The organism is Gandjariella thermophila (genome assembly GCF_005405885.1).
In the GTDB taxonomy this organism is placed as follows: Bacteria; Actinomycetota; Actinomycetes; order Mycobacteriales; family Pseudonocardiaceae; genus Gandjariella; species Gandjariella thermophila.
Genome location: NZ_BJFL01000026.1, coordinates 25,372 through 51,289, shown reverse-complemented (window position 1 = coordinate 51,289; position 25,918 = coordinate 25,372). Strand labels below are relative to the sequence as shown.

General features: G+C 73.9%; 25 protein-coding genes. 16 read left to right on the top strand and 9 right to left on the bottom strand.

What is annotated here, in order from left to right; translation table 11 throughout:
* Positions 1-19 precede the first annotated feature (19 nt).
* Positions 20-724 carry a 2-phospho-L-lactate guanylyltransferase gene (gene cofC, locus FFT21_RS20885; RefSeq protein WP_137815614.1) on the bottom strand — a complete coding sequence of 235 codons (705 nt, stop codon included), beginning with the start codon at positions 722-724 and terminating at the stop codon, positions 20-22.
* Positions 725-877: 153 nt separating this feature from the next.
* On the opposite strand from cofC, the gene FFT21_RS20880 reads away from it, so the two are divergent.
* From FFT21_RS20880 to FFT21_RS20870, 3 genes are all read left to right on the top strand, one after another.
* On the top strand, positions 878-1,675 hold the full coding sequence (locus tag FFT21_RS20880; protein ID WP_137815613.1) for a lysophospholipid acyltransferase family protein: 798 nt from the start codon (positions 878-880) through the stop codon (positions 1,673-1,675).
* 1 nt (position 1,676) lies between these two features.
* A complete protein-coding gene (locus FFT21_RS20875; protein WP_137815612.1) occupies positions 1,677-2,702 on the top strand; it encodes an NAD(P)H-dependent glycerol-3-phosphate dehydrogenase in 1,026 nt (341 codons plus the stop codon).
* A 495-nt stretch (positions 2,703-3,197) separates the two neighbouring features.
* On the top strand, positions 3,198-3,704 hold the full coding sequence (locus FFT21_RS20870; protein WP_137815611.1) for a cysteine dioxygenase: 507 nt from the start codon (positions 3,198-3,200) through the stop codon (positions 3,702-3,704).
* Here the strand turns inward: FFT21_RS20870 and FFT21_RS20865 are convergent.
* From FFT21_RS20865 to FFT21_RS20855, 3 genes are all read right to left on the bottom strand, one after another.
* Positions 3,698-4,087, bottom strand: a complete 390-nt coding sequence (locus FFT21_RS20865) for a type II toxin-antitoxin system VapC family toxin (protein WP_137815610.1) — start codon at positions 4,085-4,087, stop codon at positions 3,698-3,700. The genes FFT21_RS20870 and FFT21_RS20865 overlap by 7 nt on opposite strands.
* The gene (locus tag FFT21_RS20860) at positions 4,084-4,329 is read right to left on the bottom strand and encodes a hypothetical protein (protein ID WP_192909662.1); all 246 of its coding nucleotides are present in this window, start codon (positions 4,327-4,329) and stop codon (positions 4,084-4,086) included. Before FFT21_RS20860 ends, FFT21_RS20865 begins: the two co-directional genes overlap by 4 nt.
* Before the next feature lie 484 nt (positions 4,330-4,813).
* On the bottom strand, positions 4,814-5,479 hold the full coding sequence (locus tag FFT21_RS20855) for a pyridoxamine 5'-phosphate oxidase family protein (protein ID WP_137815608.1): 666 nt from the start codon (positions 5,477-5,479) through the stop codon (positions 4,814-4,816).
* A 159-nt stretch (positions 5,480-5,638) separates the two neighbouring features.
* Between FFT21_RS20855 and pdxR the strand changes: the two genes are divergently transcribed.
* Both pdxR and FFT21_RS20845 read left to right on the top strand, forming a co-directional pair.
* Positions 5,639-7,114 carry a MocR-like pyridoxine biosynthesis transcription factor PdxR gene (gene pdxR / locus FFT21_RS20850; protein WP_137815607.1) on the top strand — a complete coding sequence of 492 codons (1,476 nt, stop codon included), beginning with the start codon at positions 5,639-5,641 and terminating at the stop codon, positions 7,112-7,114.
* A 51-nt stretch (positions 7,115-7,165) separates the two neighbouring features.
* Positions 7,166-8,341, top strand: a complete 1,176-nt coding sequence (locus tag FFT21_RS20845; protein WP_137815606.1) for a D-alanine--D-alanine ligase family protein — start codon at positions 7,166-7,168, stop codon at positions 8,339-8,341.
* 102 nt (positions 8,342-8,443) lie between these two features.
* Here the strand turns inward: FFT21_RS20845 and FFT21_RS20840 are convergent, their stop codons facing one another.
* On the bottom strand, positions 8,444-9,043 hold the full coding sequence (locus tag FFT21_RS20840) for a DUF3515 domain-containing protein (RefSeq protein ID WP_225978602.1): 600 nt from the start codon (positions 9,041-9,043) through the stop codon (positions 8,444-8,446).
* Between the two features lie 19 nt (positions 9,044-9,062).
* Positions 9,063-9,296 carry an Lrp/AsnC family transcriptional regulator gene (locus FFT21_RS20835; protein ID WP_137815605.1) on the bottom strand — a complete coding sequence of 78 codons (234 nt, stop codon included), beginning with the start codon at positions 9,294-9,296 and terminating at the stop codon, positions 9,063-9,065.
* Between the two features lie 126 nt (positions 9,297-9,422).
* Here FFT21_RS20835 and FFT21_RS20830 point away from each other — a divergent pair, with 126 nt between their 5' ends.
* The 4 genes from FFT21_RS20830 (at position 9,423) to FFT21_RS20815 (ending at position 12,492) form a co-directional block, all read left to right on the top strand.
* Positions 9,423-10,391, top strand: a complete 969-nt coding sequence (locus tag FFT21_RS20830; RefSeq protein ID WP_137815604.1) for a thiamine-phosphate kinase — start codon at positions 9,423-9,425, stop codon at positions 10,389-10,391.
* 144 nt (positions 10,392-10,535) lie between these two features.
* A complete protein-coding gene (locus FFT21_RS20825; protein WP_137815603.1) occupies positions 10,536-11,087 on the top strand; it encodes a GNAT family N-acetyltransferase in 552 nt (183 codons plus the stop codon).
* 128 nt (positions 11,088-11,215) lie between these two features.
* Positions 11,216-11,740, top strand: coding sequence for a gamma carbonic anhydrase family protein (locus FFT21_RS20820; RefSeq protein WP_137815602.1), 525 nt, complete (start codon positions 11,216-11,218; stop codon positions 11,738-11,740).
* Between the two features lie 74 nt (positions 11,741-11,814).
* Positions 11,815-12,492 carry a uracil-DNA glycosylase gene (locus FFT21_RS20815; RefSeq protein WP_137815601.1) on the top strand — a complete coding sequence of 226 codons (678 nt, stop codon included), beginning with the start codon at positions 11,815-11,817 and terminating at the stop codon, positions 12,490-12,492.
* Positions 12,493-12,502: 10 nt separating this feature from the next.
* Here FFT21_RS20815 and FFT21_RS20810 read toward each other — a convergent pair whose 3' ends face one another.
* Positions 12,503-12,940, bottom strand: coding sequence for an archease (locus FFT21_RS20810; protein WP_137815600.1), 438 nt, complete (start codon positions 12,938-12,940; stop codon positions 12,503-12,505).
* Positions 12,941-12,990: 50 nt separating this feature from the next.
* A complete protein-coding gene (locus FFT21_RS20805; protein WP_137815599.1) occupies positions 12,991-14,409 on the bottom strand; it encodes an RtcB family protein in 1,419 nt (472 codons plus the stop codon).
* Between the two features lie 400 nt (positions 14,410-14,809).
* Here FFT21_RS20805 and thiI point away from each other — a divergent pair, with 400 nt between their 5' ends.
* A complete protein-coding gene (gene thiI, locus FFT21_RS20800; protein ID WP_137815643.1) occupies positions 14,810-16,009 on the top strand; it encodes a tRNA uracil 4-sulfurtransferase ThiI in 1,200 nt (399 codons plus the stop codon).
* Between the two features lie 117 nt (positions 16,010-16,126).
* Here the strand turns inward: thiI and rpmB are convergent, their stop codons facing one another.
* Positions 16,127-16,318 carry a 50S ribosomal protein L28 gene (rpmB, locus tag FFT21_RS20795; protein WP_137815598.1) on the bottom strand — a complete coding sequence of 64 codons (192 nt, stop codon included), beginning with the start codon at positions 16,316-16,318 and terminating at the stop codon, positions 16,127-16,129.
* Between the two features lie 260 nt (positions 16,319-16,578).
* Between rpmB and FFT21_RS20790 the strand changes: the two genes are divergently transcribed.
* The 6 genes from FFT21_RS20790 (at position 16,579) to FFT21_RS20765 (ending at position 25,903) form a co-directional block, all read left to right on the top strand.
* Positions 16,579-18,252, top strand: coding sequence for a DAK2 domain-containing protein (locus tag FFT21_RS20790; RefSeq protein ID WP_137815642.1), 1,674 nt, complete (start codon positions 16,579-16,581; stop codon positions 18,250-18,252).
* A 202-nt stretch (positions 18,253-18,454) separates the two neighbouring features.
* Entirely contained in the window at positions 18,455-20,671 is a 2,217-nt protein-coding gene (recG, locus tag FFT21_RS20785; RefSeq protein WP_225978601.1) for an ATP-dependent DNA helicase RecG, read from the top strand.
* Positions 20,672-20,983: 312 nt separating this feature from the next.
* A complete protein-coding gene (locus FFT21_RS20780; RefSeq protein ID WP_137815597.1) occupies positions 20,984-21,313 on the top strand; it encodes an alpha-amylase inhibitor in 330 nt (109 codons plus the stop codon).
* Between the two features lie 495 nt (positions 21,314-21,808).
* Positions 21,809-25,189 (top strand): pyruvate carboxylase, encoded by a 3,381-nt coding sequence (locus tag FFT21_RS20775; protein WP_137815596.1) that lies wholly within the window; start codon positions 21,809-21,811, stop codon positions 25,187-25,189.
* Between the two features lie 151 nt (positions 25,190-25,340).
* Positions 25,341-25,598 carry a YlcI/YnfO family protein gene (locus FFT21_RS20770; protein WP_137815595.1) on the top strand — a complete coding sequence of 86 codons (258 nt, stop codon included), beginning with the start codon at positions 25,341-25,343 and terminating at the stop codon, positions 25,596-25,598.
* Positions 25,595-25,903, top strand: coding sequence for a MazF family transcriptional regulator (locus FFT21_RS20765; RefSeq protein ID WP_192909661.1), 309 nt, complete (start codon positions 25,595-25,597; stop codon positions 25,901-25,903). Before FFT21_RS20770 ends, FFT21_RS20765 begins: the two co-directional genes overlap by 4 nt.
* Positions 25,904-25,918: the final 15 nt, after the last annotated feature.

The window sequence follows — 25,918 nt, the reverse complement described above, 5'->3', positions numbered from 1 at the left end:
GGTCACCCCGGCACGGCGGTCACGGCGCGGGCCGGGACGCGCCGCACGCGGCGCCCAGCAGCGCGGTGCTGCGCGGGCCCAGGCCGAGTTCGGCGGCGACGGCCAGGTCCTCGGCGGTGTCCACGTCACAGCGCAGCGACGGCCATGCGCCGTCCAGCATGACCGCCCCGGATGCGGCGTGCGCCGCGGCCGAGCCCGGCCCGAACGACGGGCGCAGCGGCTCGCCCCGGGCGGCGAGCAGGAGCGTGGTGCCGGTGCCGTGGCGGTCCGGGCAGAACGCCCTCCGGCCGGCCGCGGCGTCCACCGCCGCGTCCAACTCCGCCGGCCGCAACGCCGGCAGGTCGGCCTGCAGCGCGCCGACCGTTCCGGCCCGGCCGTCGCCGCGCTGCCCGAGCACCTCGGCGCCGTGCCGCAAGGCGGCGTTCAGGCCGGCCGCCGGCGTGTCCGGGATCACGTCCACGCCCTCGGCCCGCAACGTGGCGGCGAGTTCCGGGTCGGAGGTGACCACCAGCACCCGGCGCACCCTGCTCGCCGACCGCGCCGCGGCCACCGTGTCCAGCGCGAGCCCGGTCACCAGCGCGGCGTGCGCGACCGGATCGCCGGCGCCGCCGTCCGCGGCGCCGACCAGCCGCGACTTGGCCCGCCGCAACGGCTTGACCGGGACGACCAGGTCGACCCCGCCGCCGGCGGGGCCGCGCCGCCGGACACCCGTGCCGTCACCCATGGGGATTCCCACCCCGCCATCTTGCCCCGAAGCCCGCCGGCCGGGCCGGTCGCCGACCCGCCGGGCCGGCCCCGGCTCTGGACCTCGCCCGGTCGGAAAGGGAAACTACGCCGACTGGCGGGTCCATCGCGGTCAACACGGAAAGGGGCGAACGTGGCCAAGGAGAAGGGCGGTCTCTGGGTCGGGGTGGCCGCGGCGGTCTTCTACCCGGTGACCAACCTGCTCGCGCGCCGGGTGCTGATCGGCGCGGAGCGTATCCCGGAGACCGGTCCGGCGTTGCTGGTGATGAACCACGTCTCGCACATCGACCCGCTCTACGACGCGGTGTGCGTGCGGGACCGCGGCCGCATTCCCCGGTTCCTGGCCAAGAACACCCTCTGGGACGTGCCGGTGCTGCGGAAGGTGCTGGTCGCCACCGGGCAGATCCCGGTGTACCGGGGCACGGCGAACGCGCAGCAGAGCCTGCGCGACGCGCACCGGGCGCTGGAGGAGGGCAAGGTGGTGGTCATCTACCCGGAGGGCACCATCACCCGCGACCCGGACGGCTGGCCGATGCAGCCCCGCACCGGGGTGGCCCGGCTCGCGCTGGACCACGACGTGCCGCTGATCCCGGTGGCCCGCTGGGGCACCCGGTCCATCTACGACGGCTACAACAAGAAGTTCCGCCCGGTACCCAGAGGCACCGTCACCCACCGCTTCGGCGACCCCGTTGACCTGTCGGAGTTCCGGGCCAGGCCGGCCAGCAACGCCGTGCTGCGTGAGGTCACCGACCTGCTCATGGGCCGGGTGAAGGACCTGCTCGCGGAGATCCGGCCGGAGCCGGCGCCGGCCGGCTTCTACCAGCCCGTGCGGGCCAGGGCGGCGTCGAACGCGGGGCCGGAGTCGGCGGGCTTGCCCGGCCCGGACGCGGTGGACGGCGGCGGCGAGCGCACCGGGGAGGCCGGGTCCTGAGATGTCCGGCGCGGACGGGGAAACACAGCGGTTCGCGGTGCTCGGCGCCGGTTCGTGGGGCACCACGTTCGCCAAGGTGCTCGCCGACGCCGGACGGGACGTGGTGCTGTGGGCCAGGCGCCCTCAGGTGGCCACGATGATCTCCGAACACCGGGCCAACCCCGACTACCTGCCCGGGGTGCGGCTGCCGGAGAACCTGTCCTGCACCGCCGATCCGGAGCAGGCGCTGAAGGGCGCCGACGTGGTGGTGCTCGCCGTACCCAGCCAGACCCTGCGGGACAACCTGATCGGCTGGCGGGACCTGCTGCCCGCCGGCGGCACGCTGGTGAGCCTGGCCAAGGGCGTGGAGCTGGGCACGCTGAAGCGGATGAGCGAGGTGATCCGCGAGGTCGCCGAGGTGCCGGAGACCCAGGTGGCCGTGGTGTCCGGGCCCAACCTGGCCAAGGAGATCGCCGCCGAGCAGCCCACCGCCACGGTCATCGCCTGCACCGACCACGACCGCGCGGTCGCCCTGCAGACCGCGTGTGTCACCAGTTACTTCCGCCCCTACACCAACACCGACGTGATCGGCTGCGAGCTGGGCGGGGCGTGCAAGAACGTGATCGCGCTGGCCTGCGGGATGGCGGCCGGCCTCGGCTACGGCCACAACACCACGGCGTCGCTGATCACCCGGGGGCTCGCGGAAACCGCGCGGCTGGGCGTCGCGCTGGGCGCCGACCCGCTCACCTTCGCCGGGTTGGCCGGGCTCGGCGACCTGGTGGCGACCTGCAGCTCGCCGCTGTCCCGCAACCGCACCTTCGGCGAGCGGCTGGGTCGGGGCGAGACGCTGGCCCAGGCGCAGGATGCCGCGCACGGTCAGGTCGCCGAGGGCGTGAAGTCCTGCTCGTCGCTGCGCGAACTCGCCCGCCGGCACGGCGTCGATGTGCCGATCACCGACGGCGTGCACCGCGTCTGCCACGAGGGCCTGCGCCCGGAGGACATGGCCGCCGAACTGCTCGGCCGCGCCCAGAAGCACGAATGGTCGTGAGCATGCAGTACCCGCGCGCGGACTCGCGGAGAAGCAGCCATGACCGAGCCCGGCCGGGTCGCATGGCCGCGATCACCGCGCTGCACAGCAGCGCCGTCCGCCGCGCGCGGTGGGGCGACCCCGTGCCCCAGGGGCTGTCCGCCTCTCCGCCGGCTGCGAGGACCCGGCCGCCCTCGACGCCGCGGCCTGACGCCGGCGGGACGGTGACCTGCCCCCGTGGCGTTGCCCACGATCCGGTGCTCACGGGATGGTCGCGCTTGACCGCGGCCCCTCGCGGCTGGTTCGCTCAGGGTGTGTTGCTGCGCGCCATGATCGACCGGCGGGGTCACATCGACCTCCGCCGCGTCGCCAGCGCGCTCTGTCCGTGTCGGTGATGCCCGGACCCGTCTCCTTCCGCGGGCCCGCCGCCGCACGCGATCTCTCCGGTGTCGTTCCTCCGGTGTCGCCAGCGGTGCGGTCCGCGCCCCAGTAGCATCCCGTGAGGACAGATCGAGCGTGTTCGCCGTTCCCCCCAACACCGTTGCCCTGCCCAGCCAGCGCGCCACCAGCCACCCCGCGCTGATCGCCCGGGAGTACGCCGCCGACCGCGACCGGTGGCGACACCTGCTCCGCTACGACCCGCGCGAGCGCTGGTCCGCGCTCATCGACCGCACCGAGGACCACGAGGTGTGGCTGCTGTCCTGGCTGCCTGGCCAGCACACCGACCTGCACGACCACGGCGGCGCGGCCGGCGCGCTCACCGTGGTCTCCGGCACGCTCACCGAGCGGGTGGCCAGGGTGGAACCGGACGGCCGCCCGGCTCTGGTGCTGCACCAGGTGGCCATCGGCCAGTCCCGGGTGTTCGGCCCGAACCACGTGCACCGGGTGAGCAACGACGGCGCCGATCCGGCGGTCAGCGTGCACGTCTACCGGCCGGCCCGGCACACCATGACGCCCTACCGCTTCGACCCCGCCCGCGGTCCGGTCCCGCAGCGCGGAACGGGAGGTGCGCGGGATCAGTGAGCGCCCTCGACAACGATGCCACGCTGCGCGGCGGCCTTGGCGAGCCGATCGTCGAACGTGGCGATGCTCGCGCGGGACTCCTCGGCGGCCAGCAGGACGCAGCAGTCGGGCATCTTCAGATTGGTGGTCGCCCGCAGCGCGGCCAGGCGCGGCGCCGACCGCACACCCATCTCGACCGCTGACACGCCAAGCCGGTGCAGGATCGACACGACCTCATCCGAGCGGCCCGCACGGTGCGGGCCGACAAGCACTTCCGCGAGAGTCACGATGCTCGCGCCGAAGGATTCTCGGACGGCGGCCCGCAACAGGGTCGTAGCCTGCTCATGATGGGCGTCCATGGCGTCGAAGTGGGCGATCAACACACTGGCGTCCAGTACGATCACGCCGGCCAGTCCTCGCGGAGCCGTTCCAGATAGTCCTTGCCGTACACGCCGGTCAGCATGCCGCTGGTTTCGTCGATCGCCGAACGCCGCTCGTCGATGGCACGCTGGCGTTCCTCGCGCAGTGCGCGGTGTCCCTCTTCGATGAGGCGGAGCAGCAGCCGGCTCCGGGAATGGCGTTCCGCCGGCCAGCACTCGGCGGCCTCGTCGAGTGCGCGGGCCACCTCGTCGGTTTCGGTGACCATGTGTCGCGGTCGAGATGTAGGCACATGACGAGTGTAGCACTTTTTGTTGAGTGCAACACTTGGTGGTGGGCGTGCCGGTCACCCCGCGCCGTTCGACGGCCGGGGAAGGTACCCAGCCGACAATCTTGGGGCCGGCTCACGGTGACCAATCCCGGCTGACCGCGCGGCGGGCAGAGGGCGCCAAGGGTGGATCCGATTGCCGTGTACTACCCGTACATCCACGTCCGCGACGACACCTGGCTGAAGTATGCGGCGCTGTACTGGCCGAGGCTCGGCAGATTGCGTCCACCCGGTTACCCCGTCAGCGACTCGCTCGTCGCGCGGGCTGGGCGCGCGCCACGCCCACGGACCGGCCGAATTCGGGCGACGCTCGTGCAGCGCCTACGCCGTTCCCTGCGGGGTCGCTGAGACGAGTCCTGCGGCAGCCGGTGCGCACCTGGCCCGGGCGGCGGGCACTGGTCGGCCCGGGACCGGCCGGACGTGGTCAACCCAAGGCCGGTCGGCCCCGGACATGGTCGGGCACCGGCGTGCCGGCGGGCAGCAGCCGGCACGGCTCGGGCTCGCCCCAGGACCGGCGCAGCGGGAGCACGCCCGCCCAGGCCGTGCCGGCGGCCACGTCCGCCTCGTCGTCGGCGGGCGGACCGGTGCGGATCTTCACCGACGCCTCGGTGAGGTCCAGCGCGAGCACGGCGGTCGCCGCGAGTTCCCTGCGGTCCGGCCGCCGCGCGTGGCCCCACGACCCGGGGGCCAGGTGCTCGGTCAGCACCCGCAGGCCGTGTCGCTTGCCCGCCTCGTCGGTGACCGCGCGGGCTCGGCCGTGCACCACGGCGGAGCGGTAGTTGACCGAGTGGTGGAACACCGAGCGGGCGTAGACGACGCCGTCCAGCATGGTGACCGTGACGCACACGTCCGCGCCCCGCTCGGCCAGGCGCAGGCTTCGTGCGCCGGTCGATCCGTGCAGGTACAGGACGTCGCCGTCGCGGCCGAACCCGGTGGGCAGCACGACCGGGCTGCCGTCCACCACGATCCCGAGGTGGCAGACGAGTGCCGCGTCCAGCAGCGCGTCCAGCGCCGCGCGGTCGGTGGCGGCCCGCTTCCGATTGCGGTTGATGGTGCTGCGCGGCGTGGGCGAGAGTGGAACTCGGCTCATGCCACCAGGCTGTCGCGGGCGAGTGGCCTTCTGAAACTGCCATTCCAGGCCGAAATCAACATGCCACTTTGCAGGGGAGTCGGGCCAGGCGGCCAGGTTCGCCGGTGAGTGGCATTCTGGAGCCGGACGTTGTCGAGGCTCCGGGAGGGCCAATTGACGGTGACGGCGACGGACACCACGCCACCGGAACTGCCGATCACCCTGGACCGGTCGGCCACCGAACCGCTGGCCGTGCAACTCGCCGACGCGTTGCGCGCGGCCGCGGCGGCCGGCCAGTTGCGCAGCGGTGACCGGCTGCCGTCCACGCGCACGCTCGCCGAACGGCTGAAGGTCAGCAGGACGGTGACCGCGGCCGCGTACGAGCAACTGCACGCGGAGGGGTGGATCGCCGGGCGGCACGGCTCCGGCACCTACGTCACCACGGCGCCGCCTGGTGCGCTGCGGCCGAGGCAGCAGCCGCCGCCGGCACGGCAGGCCACCAGCGAGTTCGTCGACCTCGCGCCGGGTGCGCCGTGGGCGGGCGGGCTGGATCGCGCGGCCTGGCGCCGGGCGTGGCGGGCCGCCGCGGACGCGGCCCCGCTGCACCGCCCCGAGCGGGCCGGTCTCCCGGAGTACCGCGCGGTGGTCGCCGACCACCTGCTGCGGCACCGGGGCTTGAGCGTGAACGGCGGCCTGAGCGAGGACGTGGTGCTGGCCACCGGCGGTACCACGGCCGCGGTCACCGAACTGGCCGCCGCGATGCTGCGGCCGGGTGACGCGGTGGCCGTCGAGGAGCCCGGGTACCAGCGCGCCGTCGGGGCGTTCCGGGCCGCCGGGATGCGGGTACTGCCGGCCCCGGTCGACCCGGAGGGGCTCGACGTCGGCGTGGTCCCGGCCGGCGTGCGCGCGGTGTACTGCTCACCGGCGCACCAGTACCCGCTCGGCGGGCGGATGGCCGCCGCCCGGCGGGTCGCGCTGGTCGAGCGGGCCAGGGCCGAGGGCTGGCTGGTGATCGAGGACGACTACGACGGCGAGTTGCGCTATGACGTCGCACCGCTGCCCCTGCTCGCCGCGCTCGCCCCGGACGTGGTCGTCCACCTGGGCACCACCAGCAAGATCCTCACTCCGACGCTGGGCGCGGGCTGGATGGTGGCCCCGCCCGCGGTGACCGCCGAGGTGCTGGCCTACCGCGATCAGACCGGCACCGGCCCGGCCGCCGCCGGCCAGCGGGTCCTGGTCGAGCTGGCCCGGCACGGCGACCTCGGCCGGCACCTGCGCCGGCTTCGGCGGGAGTTCGCCGAGCGGCGGCGGCTCCTCGTCGATGCCCTGGCCGACGCGGAGTTGCCGGTGCTGGGCGACGACGCCGGCGCGCACCTGGTCGTGCCGCTGCCCTCGGCCCGGGCCGAGCGGGACGCGCTCGCCGAGGCCGAGCGGCGGGGCCTGCGGCTGGACGGGCTCGCCCGGCACCACGCCGGCCGGCCGCGCTGGCACGGCGTGCTGCTCGGCTACGCCGCCTGTTCCCGGGACCAGCTCGTCGCCGCACTGCCGGGCCTCGTCGGGCTGCTCACCGCCTGCTCGGCGGCTCCCGTGTCCGCCGACGTGACCGCCGCGCAGGCACACGTCCCGACCACGGCCGACACGAATCCGGGCTCGTGAGAGTGAATGGGGACAGCCCAGCGGTACCGCCGTCCCGGTATGGTCGCGCGCATGACGCAGCGGGATAGCGGGGATCCTCGTCCGGGTGACACGGCGGGTAACGCGACGGGTGACGAGGTTCGACCGGCGGTAGCCGGTGGTGGCCGGGTCCGGGTCGCGGTCGTCTTCGGTGGCCGCAGCACCGAGCACGGGGTCTCCTGCGTCTCGGCCCGCAGCGTGCTGTCCCACCTGGACCGGGAGCGGTTCGAGGTGGTGCCGATCGGCATCACCCCCGAGGGTGCCTGGGTGCTCGGCACCGACGACCCGAAGGCGCTGGAGATCCAGGACCGCCGGCTGCCCGCCGTGGGTGACGGCATGGCGCTCGCCCTGCCCGCCGACCCGACCCGGGGCGGCGTGGTGATGCTGGAACGCGGCCGCGAGGGCCAGGTGCTCTCCGGCGTCGACGTGGTCTTCCCGGTGCTGCACGGCGCCTACGGCGAGGACGGCACCATCCAGGGCCTGCTGGAACTGGCCGGCATCCCGTACGTCGGCGCCGGCGTGCTGTCCAGCGCGGTGGCCATGGACAAGGAGTACGCCAAGAAGCTGTGCGCCGCCGAGGGCCTACCGGTCGGCGAGTACGTGGTGCTGCGCCGCGGCCAGGACACGGTCGATCCGGCGGACCTGGAGCGGCTGGGCCTGCCGGTGTTCGTCAAGCCGGCGCGGGCCGGGTCCTCGGTGGGCATCACCCGGGTCACCGACCCCGCCCAACTGCCCGACGCGATCGCGCTCGCCCGGCGGACCGACCCCAAGGTGCTCGTCGAGGCCGAGGTGCCGGGCCGCGAGGTGGAGTGCGGCGTGCTGGAGTTCCCGGACGGGCGGGTGGAGGCGTCGCTGCCCGCGGAGATCCGCATCGTCGGCGAGGGCGCCGGCTGGTACGACTTCGACGCCAAGTACCTCGACGACATCTGCGAGTTCGACATCCCGGCGAAGCTGGACGACGAGGTGATCGACCGGCTGCGCGCGATGGCGGTGGACGCCTTCCGCGCGCTGGACTGCCAGGGCCTGGCCCGGGTGGACTTCTTCGTCGGCGCCGACGGCCGGTTGACCATCAACGAGATCAACACGATGCCCGGGTTCACCCCGATCTCGATGTACCCGAGGATGTGGGCGGTCACCGGGCTCGACTACACCACGCTGCTGTCCACCCTGATCGACACCGCGCTGGCCCGCGGCACCGGGCTGCGCTGAACCCTCCCAGCAACACACACCGCGCATTCAGCGGGCTCGATGGGCGTTTCCGCGCACCCGAAACCGCCATTGAGCCCGCTGAATGCGGGAGGAGGGAGGGGCTCAGCCGCCGGTGTTGACCGGCACCGCCGGCAGGGCCGCGCGCACCGCCGTGGTGACGTCCTGCAGCGGGCCGGTGCCGGAGCCGTCCGGCACGGTGAGCGCGACGTACACCGGGCGGTCCACGGCGACCCAGGTGGCCGCGCCGACACCCGGGATCCGCAGCCACTTCACCCCGGAGACCTCCAGCAGCTCAGCGGTCGGGGTCAGCTCGGCCGGCCGCTCGATACCGCAGCGCAGCACCACCGGATCGTGCTGGGCGTCGCCCCAGGCCAGCACGCCGGGCGGGGCGGGCTGGGCCAGGGCGCGGCGGGGCAGCCGGGCCTGGCCCGAGGCCAGCTCCGCGGGCAGCGCCTCGACCAGCGCACCGCACTGGGGTGACGGGGCCGCGGGCGCGGCCACCGGCGGGACCGGCAGCGGTCCGGTGCGTTCCGTACCGGTACCGGCGGGCGGTCCGGCGGGTTGCTGGCCGCCCGAACCGAGCACGATGCCCAGCACCGCGACGCCGACCGCCAGCAGCACCGGCAGTCCAATCGCGACGATCAGCAGGGGACGGGGGAGGCCGGCCCGCGGCCGTTCGTCAGGTCGTTGCGCGGATGCCACCCCGCTAGGACAGCACGGGCTAGAGATGGACCACCGGGCAGGTGAGGGTTCGGGTGATGCCCTGCACGTTCTGGATGCGGGCCACCACGAGCTGCCCGAGCTGGTCCACCGTGTCCGCCTCCGCGCGGACGATCACGTCGTACGGCCCGGTAACGTCCTCCGCGGTGGTGACGCCAGGGATGCCGGCGATTTCCGACGCGACCGCGGCCGCCTTTCCGACCTCGGTTTGGATGAGGATGTATGCCTGGACCACGGCGCGCCCCTTCGTGTGGAGAAGTCTGCTCGGGGTAGGACTGTGCTCTGGCTAGGTAAACGTGTCGAGCAAAGTACCCCAGGCAGGGAGCCGGTCGCTCGGGCTAGCTGGGAAGAGGAGGTCGCTTTGCGTCCGCAGCCGCCATCCGAGGACGACACAGTCGCTCGGATGGGTGAGTTCGGTCTCATCCACCGGGTGACCCGGGGCAGGGCGCAGCCGGCCAGCACCCTGCTCGGGCCCGGCGACGACGCCGCCGTGGTGGCCGCTCCGGACGGCCGGGTGGTGGCCACCACCGACATGCTGGTCGAGGGCGTCCACTTCCGCCTGGACTGGTCCTCGCCGGAGCAGGTGGGGCGCAAGGCGGCCGCGGTGAACATGGCCGACGTGGCCGCGATGGGCGCCATGCCGACCGCGCTCCTGGTCGGATTCGGCTGCCCGCCGGAGACCTCCACGACCCTGGTCGACGATCTCGTCGCCGGCCTGTGGCAGGAGGCGAACCAGTGCGGCGCCGGGGTGGTCGGCGGGGACATGGTCACCGCCGACAAGCTGGTGATCTCGATCACCGCGCTCGGCGACCTCGGCGGGCGCGAACCGGTGACCAGATTCGGCGCCCAGGTCGGCGACGTGATCGCGGTGTGCGGCCGGTTGGGCTGGGCCGCGGCCGGACTCGCCGTCCTGGGCAGGGGCTTCCGCTCCCCGGTTTCGGTGGTCAACGCGCAGCGGGTGCCGGAACCTCCGTACGCGGCCGGTCCCCAGGCGGCCCGCGCCGGCGCCACCGCCATGCTCGACGTCTCCGACGGCCTGCTCGCCGACCTCGGCCACATCGCGGACTCCTCCGAGGTGGCCGTCGACATCCGCACCGAACTGCTCGAGGTCCACCAGCGGCTGATCGACGTGGCCTCCGCGCTGGGCGCCGACCCGAGGCACTGGGTGCTCACCGGCGGCGAGGACCACGCCCTGGTCGCCGCCTTCCCCGACCCGCGCGAGGTGCCCGACGGCTGGCGCACCATCGGCACGGTGCGCGCCGGCCAGGGTGTGACCGTGGACGGCCTGCCCTACGAGGGGCCCAGCGGCTGGGAACACTGGCGCCAGTGAGCGTCATTGGCGAACCGGCCCAGCGACCACGGGCCGCCAGGCCCGTGCGAGCGGCCGGTGTGGTGACGGGCGGGTGGACCGCACGGGGTCGCTGAATGACGCGAACTCCTGAATCGGGCACTGTTTCGCTTACGCTGGTCCGTCGTGCGAACCCGCGTCGTGCCCTATGACCATCCCCATGCCCGCGTACTGATCGCCGAGGTGCAGCGGGAGTACGTGCGCCGGTACGGGGAGGAGGACATCACCCCGGTCGACCCGGCGGAGTTCGCCCCACCGCGCGGCCTGTTCCTGGTCGGCTACCTCGACGGCGTGCCGGTGGCCTGCGGCGGGTGGCGGGCGCACGACGCGGACGAACCGGAGTTCCTCGACGGCGACGCCGAGATCAAGCGGATGTACGTGGTGCCCGCGGCCCGCGGCCGGGGGCTGGCCAGGGCGATGCTCGCGGAACTGGAACGCAGCGCGGCCGAGGCCGGCCGGCGGCGGATCGTGCTGGAGACCGGGCTGAAGCAACCCGAGGCGGTCGCGCTGTACCAGTCCTCCGGGTACCGGCGGGTGCCGAACTTCGGCGCCTACCGCTGCCATCCGGACAGCGTGTGCTTCGCCAAGCCGGTGGCCGGCGCCGACCGCCCGGCCGACGCCGGCACCGCGGGCGTCGGCACGGCGACCGACGCCGGGGTCGCGGCCGCGGCGGACTGAACCGCCGCCGGCCCGGCACCCGCCACCGGGCGACCACGCCGGACGGCCTCGCGCGGGCGTGCGCGATACTCGCCAGCACCGTGCGCGCGGAACCCTGGAGTGCCGCCGTGGCTGAGGAGGTACCACCGATGGCCGTGTACGCGTTGGGCGAGCTCGAGCCGGACATCCACCCCGATGCCTACGTGCATCCCGATGCGACCGTGATCGGTGACGTGCGGATCGCGGCGCAGGCGTCGGTGTGGCCGCAGGCGGTGCTGCGCGGCGACTACGGCCGGATCGAGATCGGCGAGCGGACCAGCGTGCAGGACGGCACGGTGATCCACTGCACCGAGGTGCACCCGGTGACGATCGGCGCCGACTGCGTGATCGGGCACAACGTGCACATCGAGGGCGCCACCATCGCGGACCGGTGCCTGATCGCCTCGGGTTCGGTGGTGCTCAACGGTTCCGTGGTGGAGACCGGCGCGATCGTCGGTGCCGGCGCGGTGGTGTCCTTTGACGGGCACGTGCCCGCGCGGTCGATGGCGCTCGGCGTGCCGGCGAGGCTCCGCGAGGGCTACCAGGTTCCCGAGGGCGCGTGGCAGTTCGCCGTGGACCGGTACGTGGCCAACATCGGGCTGTACCGGAACAAGCTGCGTCGGCTGGACGGGTAGCCGCCCGGCGCGTGCCGCGTCACCTGCCGACCCGCGCACCGCCACGGCCGCCCGGCTCGCTATGGTCACCTGCCGTGCCCGCACGTCCGCTGAACGAAGTCGTGGAAGAGGGCTGGGCCGAGGCGCTCGCCCCGGTCGCCGACCGCATCGCGGCGATGGGTGACTTCCTGCGCGCCGAGGTCGCCGCCGGCCGCCGGTACCTGCCCGCCGGCGAGCACGTGCTGCGCGCCTTCCAGCAGCCGTTCCACGCCGTCCGGGTGCTCGTCGTCGGCCAGGATCCGTATCCCACGCCCGGCCACCCGGTGGGCCTGAGCTTCTCGGTGGCGCCGCACGTCAGCCCGCTGCCGAAGAGCCTGGTCAACATCTTCGGCGAGTACGGCGACGACCTGGGCTACCCGCCGCCGGCCACCGGCGACCTCACCCCGTGGACCGAGCGCGGCGTGCTGCTGCTGAACCGGGTGCTCACCGTCGCGCCCGGCCGGCCCAACTCGCACCAGGGCAAGGGCTGGGAGGAGGTCACCGAGCAGGCGATCCGCGCGCTGGCCGCCCGCGACGAGCCGATGGTGGCCATCCTGTGGGGCCGCAACGCGCGCAACCTGCGGCCCCTGCTCGGCCCGGTGCCGTGCATCGAGTCCGCCCATCCCAGCCCGATGTCGGCGCACAACGGATTCTTCGGCTCCCGCCCGTTCAGCCGCGCCAACCGGCTGCTCGAGCAGCAGGGCGCCGCGCCCGTCGACTGGAAGCTGCCCTGACCCTCCGGTCCTAGACGTCGATGGTCGCGGTGCACGACCACCGGTCGCCGTCCGCGCCGATCGACAGCCCGGACAAGGACACCGCCTTGGGGATCGCGCCGCCGAGGTCCAGCCCGCGCACCGAGACCAGCCGCATGCGGGCCCGCACGCCGGCCGCGGTGCGCTCGATCTCGGCCGTCACCGGCACCGCGTCCTCGGTGTCCAGCAGGTAGATCACCTCGTCCAGCACGGCGAGCAGGGCGTCCTCGTCGGTGTCCGCGTCCAGGTCGGCGGACGCGGCCCGCACCGCGGGCGCGCCGGCCAGGTCGGCGGTGTCCGCGAAGCCGTCGACCACCGCGGCGACCGCCTCGGCCAGGCAGGCCTCGCGGGTCGGGCCCCACGCCTCGATCCGGATGTCCGCGGTGTGCGGCAGCGCCCGGTGCCCCCGGGCGGACCCGCCGGCGCTCATCCGCTCCTCCTCGCGACTCCCCGCGCCGGGTGGTCGCGGCGCGTGGTTGGTCAACCCTTCACCACTCCCAGCGGGCACAGCCGCGCGACCGCGCGGGCCAGCCCCGCGCCCTCGGCCGCGGCGACCACCTCGGTGACGTCCTTGTAGGCGGCCGGCGCCTCCTCGGCGAGCCCACGGGCGGACGCGCCGCGCACCGCGATACCGCGCCGCTCCAGATCGCGCCGCAGATCCTTGGCGCGCACCGACTTCGCCGCCTGGTGCCGGCTGCGCAGCCGGCCGGCGCCGTGACAGGTGGAGAAGAACGCGCCGCCCCCGGGGACCCCGGTGAGCACGTACGACGCGGTGCCCATCGAGCCGGGGATCAGCACCGGCTGGCCGACCTCGCGCAGGTCCGGCGGCAGGTCGGGGTGGTGCGGCGGCAGCGCCCGGGTGGCGCCCTTGCGGTGCACGCACAACTCCCGCCGCTCGCCGTCCACTTCGTGCGTCTCGATCTTGGCCAGGTTGTGCGACACGTCGTAGACGAGTTCCAGCGTGCGGCCGGTGACCGCGCGGAACACCCGGTCCGCCGCGTCGCCGAGCACCTGCCGGTTGGCCCTGGCGTAGTTGGCCGCGGCGGCCATGGCGCCCAGGTAGGCCCGGGCCTCCGGGGATTCCACCGGGGCGCAGGCCAACTGCCGGTCCGGGACCTGGATGCCGTACCGGGGCATGGCCTTCTCCATCGCCCGGACGTGGTCGGTGCAGATCTGGTGGCCCAGGCCGCGCGAGCCGCAGTGGATCATCACGCAGACCTGGTCGCGGCGCAGCCCGAACGCCTCGGCGACCCGCTCGTCGTACACCTCCTCCACCGCCTGCACCTCGAGGAAGTGGTTCCCGGAGCCGAGGCTGCCGACCTGGCCGAGGCCCCGGTCGATCGCCCTGGCGCTGACCTGCTCCGGGTCGGCGTCGTCCACCGCGCCGCCGTCCTCGCAGCGGTAGAGGTCACGGTCCCCGCCGCCGCGCCGCCGCACCGCGTACCGCGACCCCTCCCGCAGCACCCGCGCCATCTCCGGCTGGCCGGCCAGCGTCCACACCGCGCCCCGGCCGGCGCCGCGCGGGATGTCCCGGCCGAGCGCGTCCATGAGCCTCTCCCGCACCGGGCCGAACTCGCGCCGGTCGAGGTCGGCGGCGAGCAGCCGCACCCCGCAGGAGATGTCGAAGCCGACCCCGCCGGGCGACACCACGCCGCCGTCCCGCACGTCGGTCGCGGCCACGCCGCCGATCGGGAAGCCGTAGCCCCAGTGCATGTCCGGCATCGCGTAGGAGGCGCCGACGATGCCCGGCAGCGTGGCGACCTGGACCACCTGGTCGAGTGAGCGGTCGGCGGCGGGGTCGGGGAGCAGCGCCCGCGACGCGTACACCACCCCCGGTACGCGCATCTGCCCGTGCCGGTCGATCCGGAACCGGTACGGCGTCTCCTCGATCAGCTCCACGCGAAACCTCCGCACGCGCGAACGCCGGCGCCCGTGCACTCCGCGAGCCCTGGCGTTCCCCGCCACCCGCCGGGCAAAACCCCTGCGCCGCGCCGGGCCGGAACATCCATGCCGGGTCGCCGGAGCCGGCATGCGGGTACCGTACGTGGATGGCACGCGGATGGCGCACCGCCCCGTCCACGCCACCGGTTCCCGCGCCGGCCGAGGCTCTCACGCCACGCCGGCCGGCAGCGCGGTCGGCTGCCGCCCGCCCGCAGCGCCTCGCGAACCGGCTGCCGCGCTGGCTTCGGCGCCGCGCGTGGCGGGTGCGGTGGCCGGCCGGAACGGGTCCCGCACGGTCGACGGGCACGTCGCCGGACATCCCGCGGAACAGGCACGGACGATGGAGGTGAGGTGGATGGTGCCGCAGCCGTGCGTCCTGCTCAAGTACGGGGAGTTGGCGTTGAAGGGCCGCAATCGCGGCTCCTTCGAGCGGCACCTGCTGCGGAACCTGGAGCGTGTGCTCGCCGCCGGGGCCGAGCCCGCCCGGGTCTGGCGGCGCGGCGCCGTGCTGGTGGTCACCTCCACCCTCCCGCTGGCCGAGTTGACCGCCCGGGCCCGCGAGGTGATCGGGTTCAGCGTCGTGCAGCCCTCACTGCGGGCCGCCAAGACGCCGGACGCCGCCGCGGACGCCGCGCTCGACCTGCTGCGCGAGCGGTTCGGCGAGGACGACACCCCGCGCCGGTTCGCGGTGCGCGCCCGCCGGCGGAACAAGTCCTTCCCGCTGACCTCCGAGCAGTTGGCCGCCCACGTCGGCGCCCGGGTGTGCCGGGAGCGGGGCTGGCCGGTCGACCTGGACCATCCCGAGGTCGAGATCGTGGTCGAGGTCGACCGCCGGGAGGTGTTCGTGTCGGTGGACCGCCAGCGCGGCCAGGGCGGGCTGCCGGTTGGCTCGAGCGGCCGGGCGCTGGCGCTGCTCTCCGGCGGGTTCGACTCGCCGGTCGCCGCCTACCGGGCGATGCGCCGCGGGCTGCGCTGCGACTTCGTGCACTTCACCGGGGCCCCGTTCACCGGACCCTCGTCCACCTACAAGGCGTACGCGCTGGTCCGCCAGCTCGACCGGTTCCAGGGCGACTCGCGGCTGCACGTGGTCCCGATCGGCAACGCGCAGCGGTCGCTGGCCACCGCGGGCGCCGGCGAGGTGCAGATCGTGGCGCAGCGGCGGCTGATGATCCGCACCGCCGAGGCCCTGGCCCGGCGGCTCCGCGCGCAGGCGCTGGTCACCGGGGACAGCCTGGGCCAGGTGTCCAGCCAGACGCTGTCCAACCTGGCCACCATCGAGCAGGCCAGTTCCCTGCCGCTGCTGCGGCCGCTGATCGGTTGGGACAAGGAGGAGATCATCGCCGAGGCCCGCCGGATCGGCACCGGCGACATCTCCGTGCTGCCCGACGAGGACTGCTGCGCACTGCTCACCCCGCCGAGGGTGGCCACGCACACCAGCGCCGAGCAGTTGGCCGGCCTGGAGGGCCGCGTGGGGATGCCGGAACTGGTGGAGAAGCTCCTGGCCAACGCCCAGGTGCTCACCCCGGCCGAGGCGAAGGAGACGGTGGCCGCGTCCTGAGCCGGGCTGGCACGGAACAGCGAACGGCCCGGGCGGTTCCTCGACGATCGTCGAGGAACCGCCCGGGCCGCGCGAGCCGCAACGTGTGGCGGCGCCGTGGGCGACCGCCCAGGGCGGTCAGCCGCGGACGACCTTGCCCGCCTTCAGGCAGGAGGTGCACACGTTCAGTCGCTTGCGCTGGGAGAGCCCGATCTTCGCGCGCACGGTCTGGATGTTCGGGTTCCACCGGCGCTTGGTCCGCCGGTGGGAGTGCGAGACCGACATGCCGAAGCCCGGCCCCTTGCCGCAGACGTCGCAAACGGCAGCCACGTCAGACACTCCTTCGGGTTGATCACTGGGCACCGCGCCCACGACAGGAGCGCAGACGCGCCGGAATCCCGGCCGCCGAGCATCCCGGGGCCGGAGCAACCCGGACAGGGTATCCGGTGCGCGAGCACGCCACCAAACCGGCCCGGCCCAGGGGCACTCCCGCCCGGAAGACGGCCCCGCGCGTTCAGGAACAAGCACGGACAATGTCGCTACGCTCGCCGCGGAGCGAACTCTCCTCGGCCGTTGGGAGGCAACCCGTGCTGCAGGCGTTGGACGCCGCCGCGGTCCGCCGGTGGGCGGCCGCCTGCGTGGACGCGCTCGACGCCCAGCGGGACGCCATCGACCGGATCAACGTCTTCCCGGTCGCCGACGGCGACACCGGCACCAACCTGCTCACCACCATGCGCGCGGCGCTGGACGCGCTGCTGCGCGCGTCGGCGGAGGACGGGCTCGCGGTCGGCGCCGCGCTCGCCGCGCTGGCCAAGGGCGCGCTGGCCGGCGCGCGGGGCAACTCCGGGATCATCCTGTCCCAGGTCTTCCGTGGCCTGGCCGAGGCGATCGACGGCACGCCGTCGGCCACCGGGCCGGCCGTGCGCGCGGCGCTGCGCCGCGCCGACGAACTGGCCCTCGCCGCGGTGTCCGAACCGGTCGACGGCACCGTGCTCTCGGTGCTGCACGCGGCCAGCGCGGCGGCCGAGTCCTGCGGCTCTGACACCCTGGCCGAGGTGACCCGGGCCGCGGCCGGGGCGGCCGCCGAGGCGCTCGAGGAGACCCCGCGCCAGCTCGCCGCGCTGGCCAGGGCCGGAGTGGTGGACGCGGGCGGGCGGGGCCTCGTCGTGTTGCTGGACGCGCTGGCCGCGGTGGTGCAGGGACGGGAGGACCCGGCGGCCGCCGCGCGGCCGGTCACCCCGTCGCGGGTGGCCCGGGCCGCGGACGCGCTGGTCGCCGAGCGGGAGAGCGGTTCCGGCGACTACGCCTACGAGGTGATGTACCTGCTGGACGGCCTGGTGCCGGGCCGGGAGAAGGACCTGGTCACCCGGCTGCGGCGGGAACTGGCCGGGCTGGGCGACTGCGTCTCGGTGGTGGGTGACGGCGAGCGCCTGTGGTCGGTGCACGTGCACTGCAACGACGTGGGCGCGGCGATCGAGGCGGGCATCGAGACCGGCCGGCCGCACCGGATCTCCGTGGTGCGGTTCGCCGACCAGATCACCGAGGCCGCGCGGGCGGACCGGTTCGTGCGGGAGCGCGCCGTGGTGGCACTGGTCCGCGGCGAGGGCGTGGCCGAGCTGTTCTCCGGCGAGGGGGCCACGGTGCTGCCGGTGGACCCGGCGCGACCGCCCACCGAGACCGACCTGCTGGCCGTGCTGGCCGGTACCCGCGCCGCGCACCTGGTCGTGCTGCCCAACGACCGGGAGCTGACCACCCTCGCCGAGGCGGCCGCCGAGCAGGCCATCCGGGCCGGCCAGGACGTGGTGGTGGTGCCCACCGCCTCACCGGTGCAGGGGCTGGCCGCGCTGGCCGTGCACGACTCGGCCCGGCGGCCCGGGGACGACGTGGTGGCCATGGCCGAGGCGGCCGCGGCCACCCGGCGCGGCGAGGTGGTGCTGGCGCAGCGCGAGGCGATCACCTGGGCCGGCCGGTGCCAGCCCGGCGACGTGCTGGGCCTGCTGGACGGCGAGGTGGTGCTCATCGAACCCCGGCCGGCCGAGCACCGCCCGGCCGGTGACGCCGAGCTGGTGACCGCGGCGTGCCGGCTGGCCGACCGCGCGCTGGCCTCCGGCGGCGAGCTGGTCACCGTGCTGCTCGGCGAGTCCGCCCCGCTGCGGCTGGCCGGGATGCTGGAGGAACACCTCCGGCACAGCCACCCCGAGGTGGAATTGACCGTGTACCCCGGGGGCCAGCCGGACGCGGTGGTGCTGCTCGGCGTCGAGTGACCGCAGCCGGCCGCGGGGCTCGGCACGGCCTGTCGGGGCGCTGCGGCACAGTGAGGGTTGTCCGGGACCGCATGCCGCCGGGCCCGAGTGAGTGGTCGGTGTGGTGACGGTTGCGCGGTGGACGTGGTGGTGGCGCCGAACAACCCGAACGACGAGCGGGCACAGTGGGTGTGAGGCGCGACGTTGAGGGCGGGTGAGCCGGGTGGGATCGAGAGCGAGGACGACGATCGAGCTGGGCGACAGCCTGGAGCGGGTGCTCGGCGGCAAGTCCGCCAGGGCGCTGGAGTCCGCCCTCGGCCTTTCCACCGTGGGCGACCTGCTGCGGCACTACCCCCGCCGGTACGCCGAGCGCGGCGAGCTCACCGACATCGCCGGGCTGGAACTGGGCGAGCACGTCACCGTGCTGGCCAGGGTCGACCGGGTGTCCGGCCGCAAGTACCGCGGCAACCCGGGTGCGCGGCGCGGCGGCCACATCCTGGAGATCGTGATCACCGACGGGCACCGGTCGCTCACCTGCGCCTTCTTCAACCAGCAGTGGCGGGAGCGAGACCTGCGGCCGGGCCGAACCGGCCTGTTCGCCGGCAAGGTCAGCTCGTTCCGCGGCAAGCTCCAGCTCACTCATCCCGAGTACCAGCTCTTGGAAAGCGACGGCGACCTGTCGCGGCTGGAGGAGTTCGCGGGCGCGCTGCTGCCGGTCTATCCGGCCGCGCAGGGGTTGCCGTCCTGGTCCATCGCCCGCTGCGTGCGGCAGGTGCTGGACACCTGGGACGGCCTGGATGATCCGATGCCGGAGGAGCTGCGCGAGCGGCTCGGCGTCGACCGGCTGGACGGCGCGCTGCGCCGCATCCACCGGCCGGACGGGTGGGCCGATGTCGAGGCCGCCCGCAAGCGGCTGAAGTGGGACGAGGCGCTCGCCGTGCAACTGGTCCTGGCGCAGCGCAAGCACTGGGCGGTCCATCGGCCGGCGCCGGCCTGCCCGCCGCGGCCGGGCGGGCTGCTCGACGCCTTCGACGCGCGGCTGCCGTTCCGGCTGACCGATGGCCAGCGCGAGGTGGGCGCGGCGATCGAGGCCGACCTGTCCGGTGCGCACCCGATGAACCGGCTGCTGCAGGGCGAGGTGGGCAGCGGGAAGACGGTGGTCGCGCTGCGGGCCATGCTCCAGGTGATCGACGCCGGGCGGCAGGCGGCCATGCTCGCGCCCACCGAGGTGCTGGCCGCGCAGCACGCCCGCTCGCTGCGCGAATTGCTCGGCGACCTGGGTCGCGCCGGTGAGCTGGACGCCGCCGAGCAGGCCACCAAGGTGGTCCTGCTCACCGGCTCGATGTCCACCGCGGCGCGCAGGCAGGCCCTGCTCGACATCGCCTCGGGGGCGGCCGGCATCGCGGTGGGAACCCACGCTCTGATCCAGGACCGGGTGTCCTTCGCCGACCTCGGCATGGTGGTGGTGGACGAGCAGCACCGGTTCGGCGTGGAGCAGCGGGACGCGCTGCGCGCCCGTGCCGGCGAGGACGCCAGCCCGCACGTGCTGGTGATGACCGCCACACCGATCCCGCGCACGGTTGCCATGACCGTCTACGGCGACCTGGAGGTCTCCGCGCTGCGCGAACTGCCGGCCGGTCGCTCGCCCATCCACACCGCGGTGGTGCCGGCCGGGGAGAAGCCGGGCTGGCTGGAGCGGGCCTGGCAGCGGATCCGTGAGGAGGTGGCCGCCGGCCACCAGGCGTACGTGGTGTGCCCGCGGATCGGCGACTCCGCCGGCGAGGAGGACAGCGGCGACGAGCCCGCCGAGGCCGAGGCTGGTCGCCGGCCGCCGCTGGCGGTGCAGGAGGTTGCGCCGATGCTGGAGTCCGGGCCGCTGGCCGGCCTGCGGGTGGACGTGCTGCACGGCCGGCTCTCCCCGGACGGGAAGGACGCGGTGATGCGCGCGTTCGCCACCGGCGAGGTGGACGTGCTGGTGGCCACCACGGTGGTCGAGGTCGGGGTGAACGTGCCCAACGCGACCGTGATGGTGATCATGGACGCGGAGCGGTTCGGGGTCAGCCAGCTGCACCAGTTGCGCGGCCGGGTGGGCCGCGGCGACGCCCCCGGGCTGTGCCTGCTGGTCACCGACATGCCGGAGGGCACCGCGTCCCGGGACCGGTTGGACGCGGTCGCGGCCACCCTGGACGGCTTCGAGCTGGCCCGGTTGGACCTGGAGATGCGCCGGGAGGGCGACATCCTCGGCGCGGCGCAGTCCGGTCGCCGTTCCGGGCTGCGCATGCTCTCGCTGCTGCGCGACGAGGACGTGATCGCCGCGGCCCGCACGGTGGCCCAGGAGATCGTCGGGGAGGACCCGTACTTCGCCACGTACACCGGCCTGGCGCGGATGGTGACCGAACTGGTCGACCCGGAGGGTGCCGAGTACCTGGAGAAAACCTAGCCGCGCGCGGAGCCGCGCGGCGCGTTCCAGCACGGAGCCCCGGCACCGGGTTGACGCGCCGGATTCCGGTGCCGCGTTTCCGCGCGGGGCGGAATGCGCGCGGGCGGAACGTTCCCCGGACGGGTCACTCGATTCCCCTGGCTGGCCGTAGCGGCTGTCACCGGACCGGTGCCAGTATTCCGGTCAGGGTTCGCCGGGCGCGACGGGAAATCGGCCGCGCAGGAATTCGTCATCCGTTCCGGCGGCCCGCGTGGGCCGGTCCGCACGGTCCGCGCCCACGCGATAGGGGTCGAACCAGAGGGGGAGTACATGATGACGCCATTCCGCCGGTTTGTCGCCTCCGCGGTCGCGCTGTTCGGCATACTCGGCGGGACGCTGCTCGCCGGTCCCGCCGCGCAGGCGGAGCCGTTCGCGTCCACCGCGGTGGCGGCCGCCCCGTCCTGTGCGACGGTGCGGCACACGGTCGGCACGGTGACGCAGACCGTCTACGTGACCAACCACTGCCCGCATTCGGTGAGTTTCCGCGTGCGGATTGCCCTGCACCAGGACTCGCCCTGCTACATCGTGCAGCCCGGCCACACCAGGAGCGTGAAGTGGTCGCGCTTCCAGGCCTTCCAGGGTATCAGCTGGAACTGCGCCTGACGTAGCACCAAGAGCATTCCGGCATAACGCCGAAATGCTCTCGGCGAAAGGCCGGGAACGAGCCTGGCGACAAGTCCGAAAAAAACATTCGGACAGTACCGAAGGTGTTCGGCGGGCCCGACACGAGTCCCGCTCTTCCAGAAACGCCGCCCGGAAAAACCCGGAAGGCCGTTTCGAGAAGGCGGCGTCGGGCCCGCCGGATGCCGCCGGCGGGTCCCGGGAGAGGACCGTGTCCCAGTTCCTGAGACGGTTTCGGGTATCCCGGATCGTGGACGCGGGCCGGTGGCAGATCGGACATCCGAGGTTTTTGGCCTCACAAGGCGTACATACGTCTTGTGGCCGGCCGGCGAACCGAGCCCGGAACGATGGATCTCAATCGAGCGTAGGATCGATCATGATGACGCCCGTCACTTGGGACGCCGCTCCCGATTAACGGGATGCACGAGGTACGGTTCTCCGACCGACCCCTGAACAGGGAAACCGGAGGGAGCCGGCATGTTCCGCAAGGTGCTTGTGGCCAACCGCGGGGAGATCGCGATCCGAGCATTCCGCGCGGCGTACGAACTCGGCCTGGGCACAGTGGCGGTCTTTCCGTACGAGGACCGCAACTCACTGCACCGCCTGAAGGCCGACGAGTCCTACGAGATCGGGGAGCCCGGTCATCCAGTGCGGGCGTACCTTTCCGTCGAGGAGATCATCAAGGCCGCCAAGAGGGCCGGTGCCGACGCGGTCTATCCCGGTTACGGGTTCCTGTCCGAGAACCCGCACCTGGCGCAGGCGTGCCGGGATGCGGGCATCACCTTCGTCGGGCCGAGCCCGGAGGTGCTGCAACTGGCCGGGAACAAGGCCCGCGCGGTGGCCGCGGCCCGCGAGGCCGGCCTTCCGGTGCTGCGGTCCTCCCAACCGTCCGCGGACGTCGACGAGCTGGTCGCGGCCGCCGACGAGGTGGGCTTCCCGGTCTTCGTCAAGGCGGTGGCCGGTGGCGGTGGCCGCGGCATGCGCCGCATCGACCGGCCGGAGGCGCTGCGCGACGCCCTGGAGGCGGCCATGCGCGAGGCCGAGTCCGCCTTCGGCGACGCCACCGTGTTCCTCGAGCAGGCGGTGGTGGAGCCCCGGCACATCGAGGTGCAGGTGCTCGCCGACGCGCAGGGCAACGTGGTGCACCTCTTCGAGCGGGACTGCTCGGTGCAGCGCCGCCACCAGAAGGTCGTCGAGCTCGCGCCCGCGCCCAACCTCGACCCCGAGCTGCGGGAGCGGATCTGCGCCGACGCCGTCGCGTTCGCCAGGCACATCGGCTACGTCAACGCCGGCACCGTGGAGTTCCTGGTGGACCGCGACGGCAACCACGTCTTCATCGAGATGAACCCGCGGATCCAGGTGGAGCACACGGTGACCGAGGAGGTCACCGACGTGGACCTGGTGCAGTCGCAGCTGCGCATCGCCGGCGGGGAGAGCCTGGCCGACCTCGGCCTGTCCCAGGACTCCATCCAGCTGCGCGGTGCGGCCCTGCAGTGCCGCATCACCACCGAGGACCCGGCCAACGGGTTCCGCCCGGACACCGGCATGATCAGCGCCTACCGCTCGCCCGGCGGCTCCGGCATCCGGCTGGACGGCGGCACCGTGCACGCCGGCGCGGCGATCAGCGCCCACTTCGACTCCATGCTGGTGAAGCTGATCTGCCGGGGCCGGGACTTCGAGTCCGCGGTGCAGAAGGCCCGCCGCGCGGTCGCCGAGTTCCGCGTCCGCGGCGTGGCCACCAACATCCCCTTCCTGCAGGCCGTGCTGGACGACCCGGACTTCCGCGCCGGGCGGGTCACCACGTCGTTCATCGATCAGCGCCCGCACCTGCTCACCGCGCGGCAGCCCGCCGACCGCGGTACTCGGCTGCTCACCTACCTGGCCGACGTCACCGTCAACAAGCCGAACGGGCCGCGACCGTCCACCCCGGACCCGTCCACCAAGCTGCCGGACGGCGTCGACCTCTCCGTGGCGCCGCCGCCCGGGTCCAAGCAGCGGCTGGACGAGCTGGGCCCGGAGGGCTTCGCCCGCTGGCTGCGCGACTCGCGGGCGGTCGGCGTCACCGACACCACCTTCCGGGACGCGCACCAGTCCCTACTGGCCACCCGGGTGCGCACCAAGGACCTGCTCGCCGTCGCCCCGTACGTGGCGCGCATGCTGCCCGAGCTGCTGTCCGTGGAGTGCTGGGGCGGCGCGACCTATGACGTGGCGCTGCGCTTCCTGGCCGAGGACCCGTGGGAGCGGCTGGCCGCGCTGCGCGAGGCGATGCCCAACGTCTGCCTGCAGATGCTGCTGCGCGGCCGGAACACCGTCGGCTACACGCCGTACCCGGAGGCGGTGACGCAGGCGTTCGTGGAAGAGGCCACCGCCACCGGCATCGACATCTTCCGGATCTTCGACGCGCTCAACGACGTGTCCCAGATGCGGCCGGCGATCGAGGCGGTCCGGGAGACCGGCGGCGCGATCGCCGAGGTGGCGCTGTGCTACACCGGCGACCTCGCCGACCCCGACGAGCCGCTGTACACCCTGGACTACTACCTCAAGCTGGCCGAGGAGACCGTCCGGGCCGGGGCGCACGTGCTGGCCATCAAGGACATGGCCGGGCTGCTCCGGCCGCCGGCCGCGGAGAAGCTGATCACCGCGCTGCGCCGGGAGTTCGACCTGCCGGTGCACCTGCACACCCACGACACCGCCGGCGGCCAGCTCGGCACCTACGTCGCCGCGATCCGGGCCGGGGTGGACGCCGTCGACGGGGCGACCGCGTCGATGGCCGGCACCACCTCGCAGCCGCCGCTGTCCGCGATCGTCGCGGCCACCGACCACACCGAGTACGCCACCGGGCTGGACCTGCAGGCGGTCTGCGACCTGGAGCCGTACTGGGAGGTGACCCGCAAGGTCTACGCGCCGTTCGAGTCCGGCGTGCCCGGGCCCACCGGCCGGGTGTACCACCACGAGATCCCCGGCGGGCAGCTGTCCAACCTGCGCACCCAGGCGGTCGCGCTGGGCCTCGGCGACCGGTTCGAGGACATCGAGAACGCGTACGCGGCGGCGGACCGGATGCTCGGCCGGCTGGTCAAGGTCACCCCGTCCTCCAAGGTGGTCGGCGACCTGGCGCTGCACCTGGTCGGCGCCGGGGTGGACCCGAAGGAGTTCGAGGAGAACCCGCGCCGGTTCGACATCCCGGACTCGGTGATCGGCTTCCTGCACGGCGAGCTGGGCGACCCGCCCGGCGGCTGGCCGGAGCCGTTCCGCAGCAGGGCGCTGGACGGCCGGCCCGCGCCCAAGCGGGTCACCGAGCTGACCGAGGAGGACCGGGAGGGCCTGGCGAACGACCGCAGGCACACCCTCAACCGGCTGCTGTTCCCCGGCCCCACCAAGGAGTTCACCGCGCACACCGAGGCGTACGGGGACACCAGCGTGCTGCGCACCAAGGACTTCCTGTACGGTCTGCGGCCCGGCGAGGAGTACTCGGTGGACCTGGAGCCCGGCGTCCGCCTGCTGATCAGCCTGGAGGCCATCGGCGAGGCCGACGACCGCGGCATGCGCACGGTGATGGCCACGCTGAACGGCCAACTCCGACCGATCCAGGTGCGGGACCGCTCGATCAAGGTGGACACGCCGGCCGCGGAGAAGGCCGACCGGACCAACCCGAACCACGTGGCGGCGCCGTTCTCCGGCGTGGTCACCCTGGCTGTCGGCGAGGGCGACAAGGTGGAGGCCGGTCAGACGGTGGCCAGCATCGAGGCGATGAAGATGGAGGCCGCGATCACCGCTCCCAAGGCGGGCACGGTGCAGCGGCTGGCCATCGGTTCGGTGCAGCAGGTCGAGGGCGGCGACCTGATCATCGTCCTCGGCTGATTCCGGTCCATCCCGGGGTGGGTTCGTGGCTGTCGGGCAACCCGCGAACCCACCCCGGCGTGGTCCGCGGGACCAGCGGTGCGGGGATCACCCGGGACACGCGCGGCCGCCGGCGGTTCGCTGTCGGGGTGCTCTGTTAGCGTGCCCGACCATGGCGCGGACGATCACGCTTCGGCTCTCCGACGAGGCCTACGAGGCGGTGCGCCGCTACGCCGAGGCCGACCAGCAGAGCGTGGACCGCTGGGTGGAAGGCGTGCTGGACGCCGAGGACATGCGGCGGCGCTGCGCCGCCCACGACGCCTGGGTGGCCGCCAACCCGCCGGTGGCCCGGCTGGCCAGCCGGCTCGCCCGGCGACGCCACCGCCTGCTCACCGGTCTGCTCGCCGGTGGGCAGGGCCAGCCCGAGTGATCGTTCCCCGCCGCGGCGAGGTGTGGCGCGCCTATCCGGCCGCCCCGGTCGACTTCCTCGTGGTCAGTTCCACCGTCTACAACGAGATCGCCAGCGAGCCCACGGTGCTCGGCGTGCCCGTGGTCAACGGGGTTGGCGACCACGGCTTCGGCGTGGCCATCGGCGCCGGCCGGTGGGTGCTGGCCGGGCTGATCGGCCCGGTGGAGAAGGCCGCGCTGGTCACCCGCACCGGCAGCGTCGACGTGCAGACCCTGACCAACGTGGACACCATGCTGTTCAAGATCCTGGCCACCCCGGAGCGCTGACCGGGACAGACCAGA

What these genes read in the sequence shown, in the direction of transcription:
- cofC (WP_137815614.1), bottom strand. Translation starts at nt 724, where the DNA reads ATGGGTGACGGCACGGGTGTCCGGCGGCGCGGCCCCGCCGGCGGCGGG.
- FFT21_RS20875 (WP_137815612.1), top strand. Translation starts at nt 1,677, where the DNA reads ATGTCCGGCGCGGACGGGGAAACACAGCGGTTCGCGGTGCTCGGCGCC.
- FFT21_RS20860 (WP_192909662.1), bottom strand. Translation starts at nt 4,329, where the DNA reads ATGGTCACCGAAACCGACGAGGTGGCCCGCGCACTCGACGAGGCCGCC.
- FFT21_RS20855 (WP_137815608.1), bottom strand. Translation starts at nt 5,479, where the DNA reads ATGAGCCGAGTTCCACTCTCGCCCACGCCGCGCAGCACCATCAACCGC.
- FFT21_RS20845 (WP_137815606.1), top strand. Translation starts at nt 7,166, where the DNA reads ATGACGCAGCGGGATAGCGGGGATCCTCGTCCGGGTGACACGGCGGGT.
- FFT21_RS20820 (WP_137815602.1), top strand. Translation starts at nt 11,216, where the DNA reads ATGGCCGTGTACGCGTTGGGCGAGCTCGAGCCGGACATCCACCCCGAT.
- FFT21_RS20810 (WP_137815600.1), bottom strand. Translation starts at nt 12,940, where the DNA reads ATGAGCGCCGGCGGGTCCGCCCGGGGGCACCGGGCGCTGCCGCACACC.
- FFT21_RS20780 (WP_137815597.1), top strand. Translation starts at nt 20,984, where the DNA reads ATGACGCCATTCCGCCGGTTTGTCGCCTCCGCGGTCGCGCTGTTCGGC.
- FFT21_RS20775 (WP_137815596.1), top strand. Translation starts at nt 21,809, where the DNA reads ATGTTCCGCAAGGTGCTTGTGGCCAACCGCGGGGAGATCGCGATCCGA.
- FFT21_RS20770 (WP_137815595.1), top strand. Translation starts at nt 25,341, where the DNA reads ATGGCGCGGACGATCACGCTTCGGCTCTCCGACGAGGCCTACGAGGCG.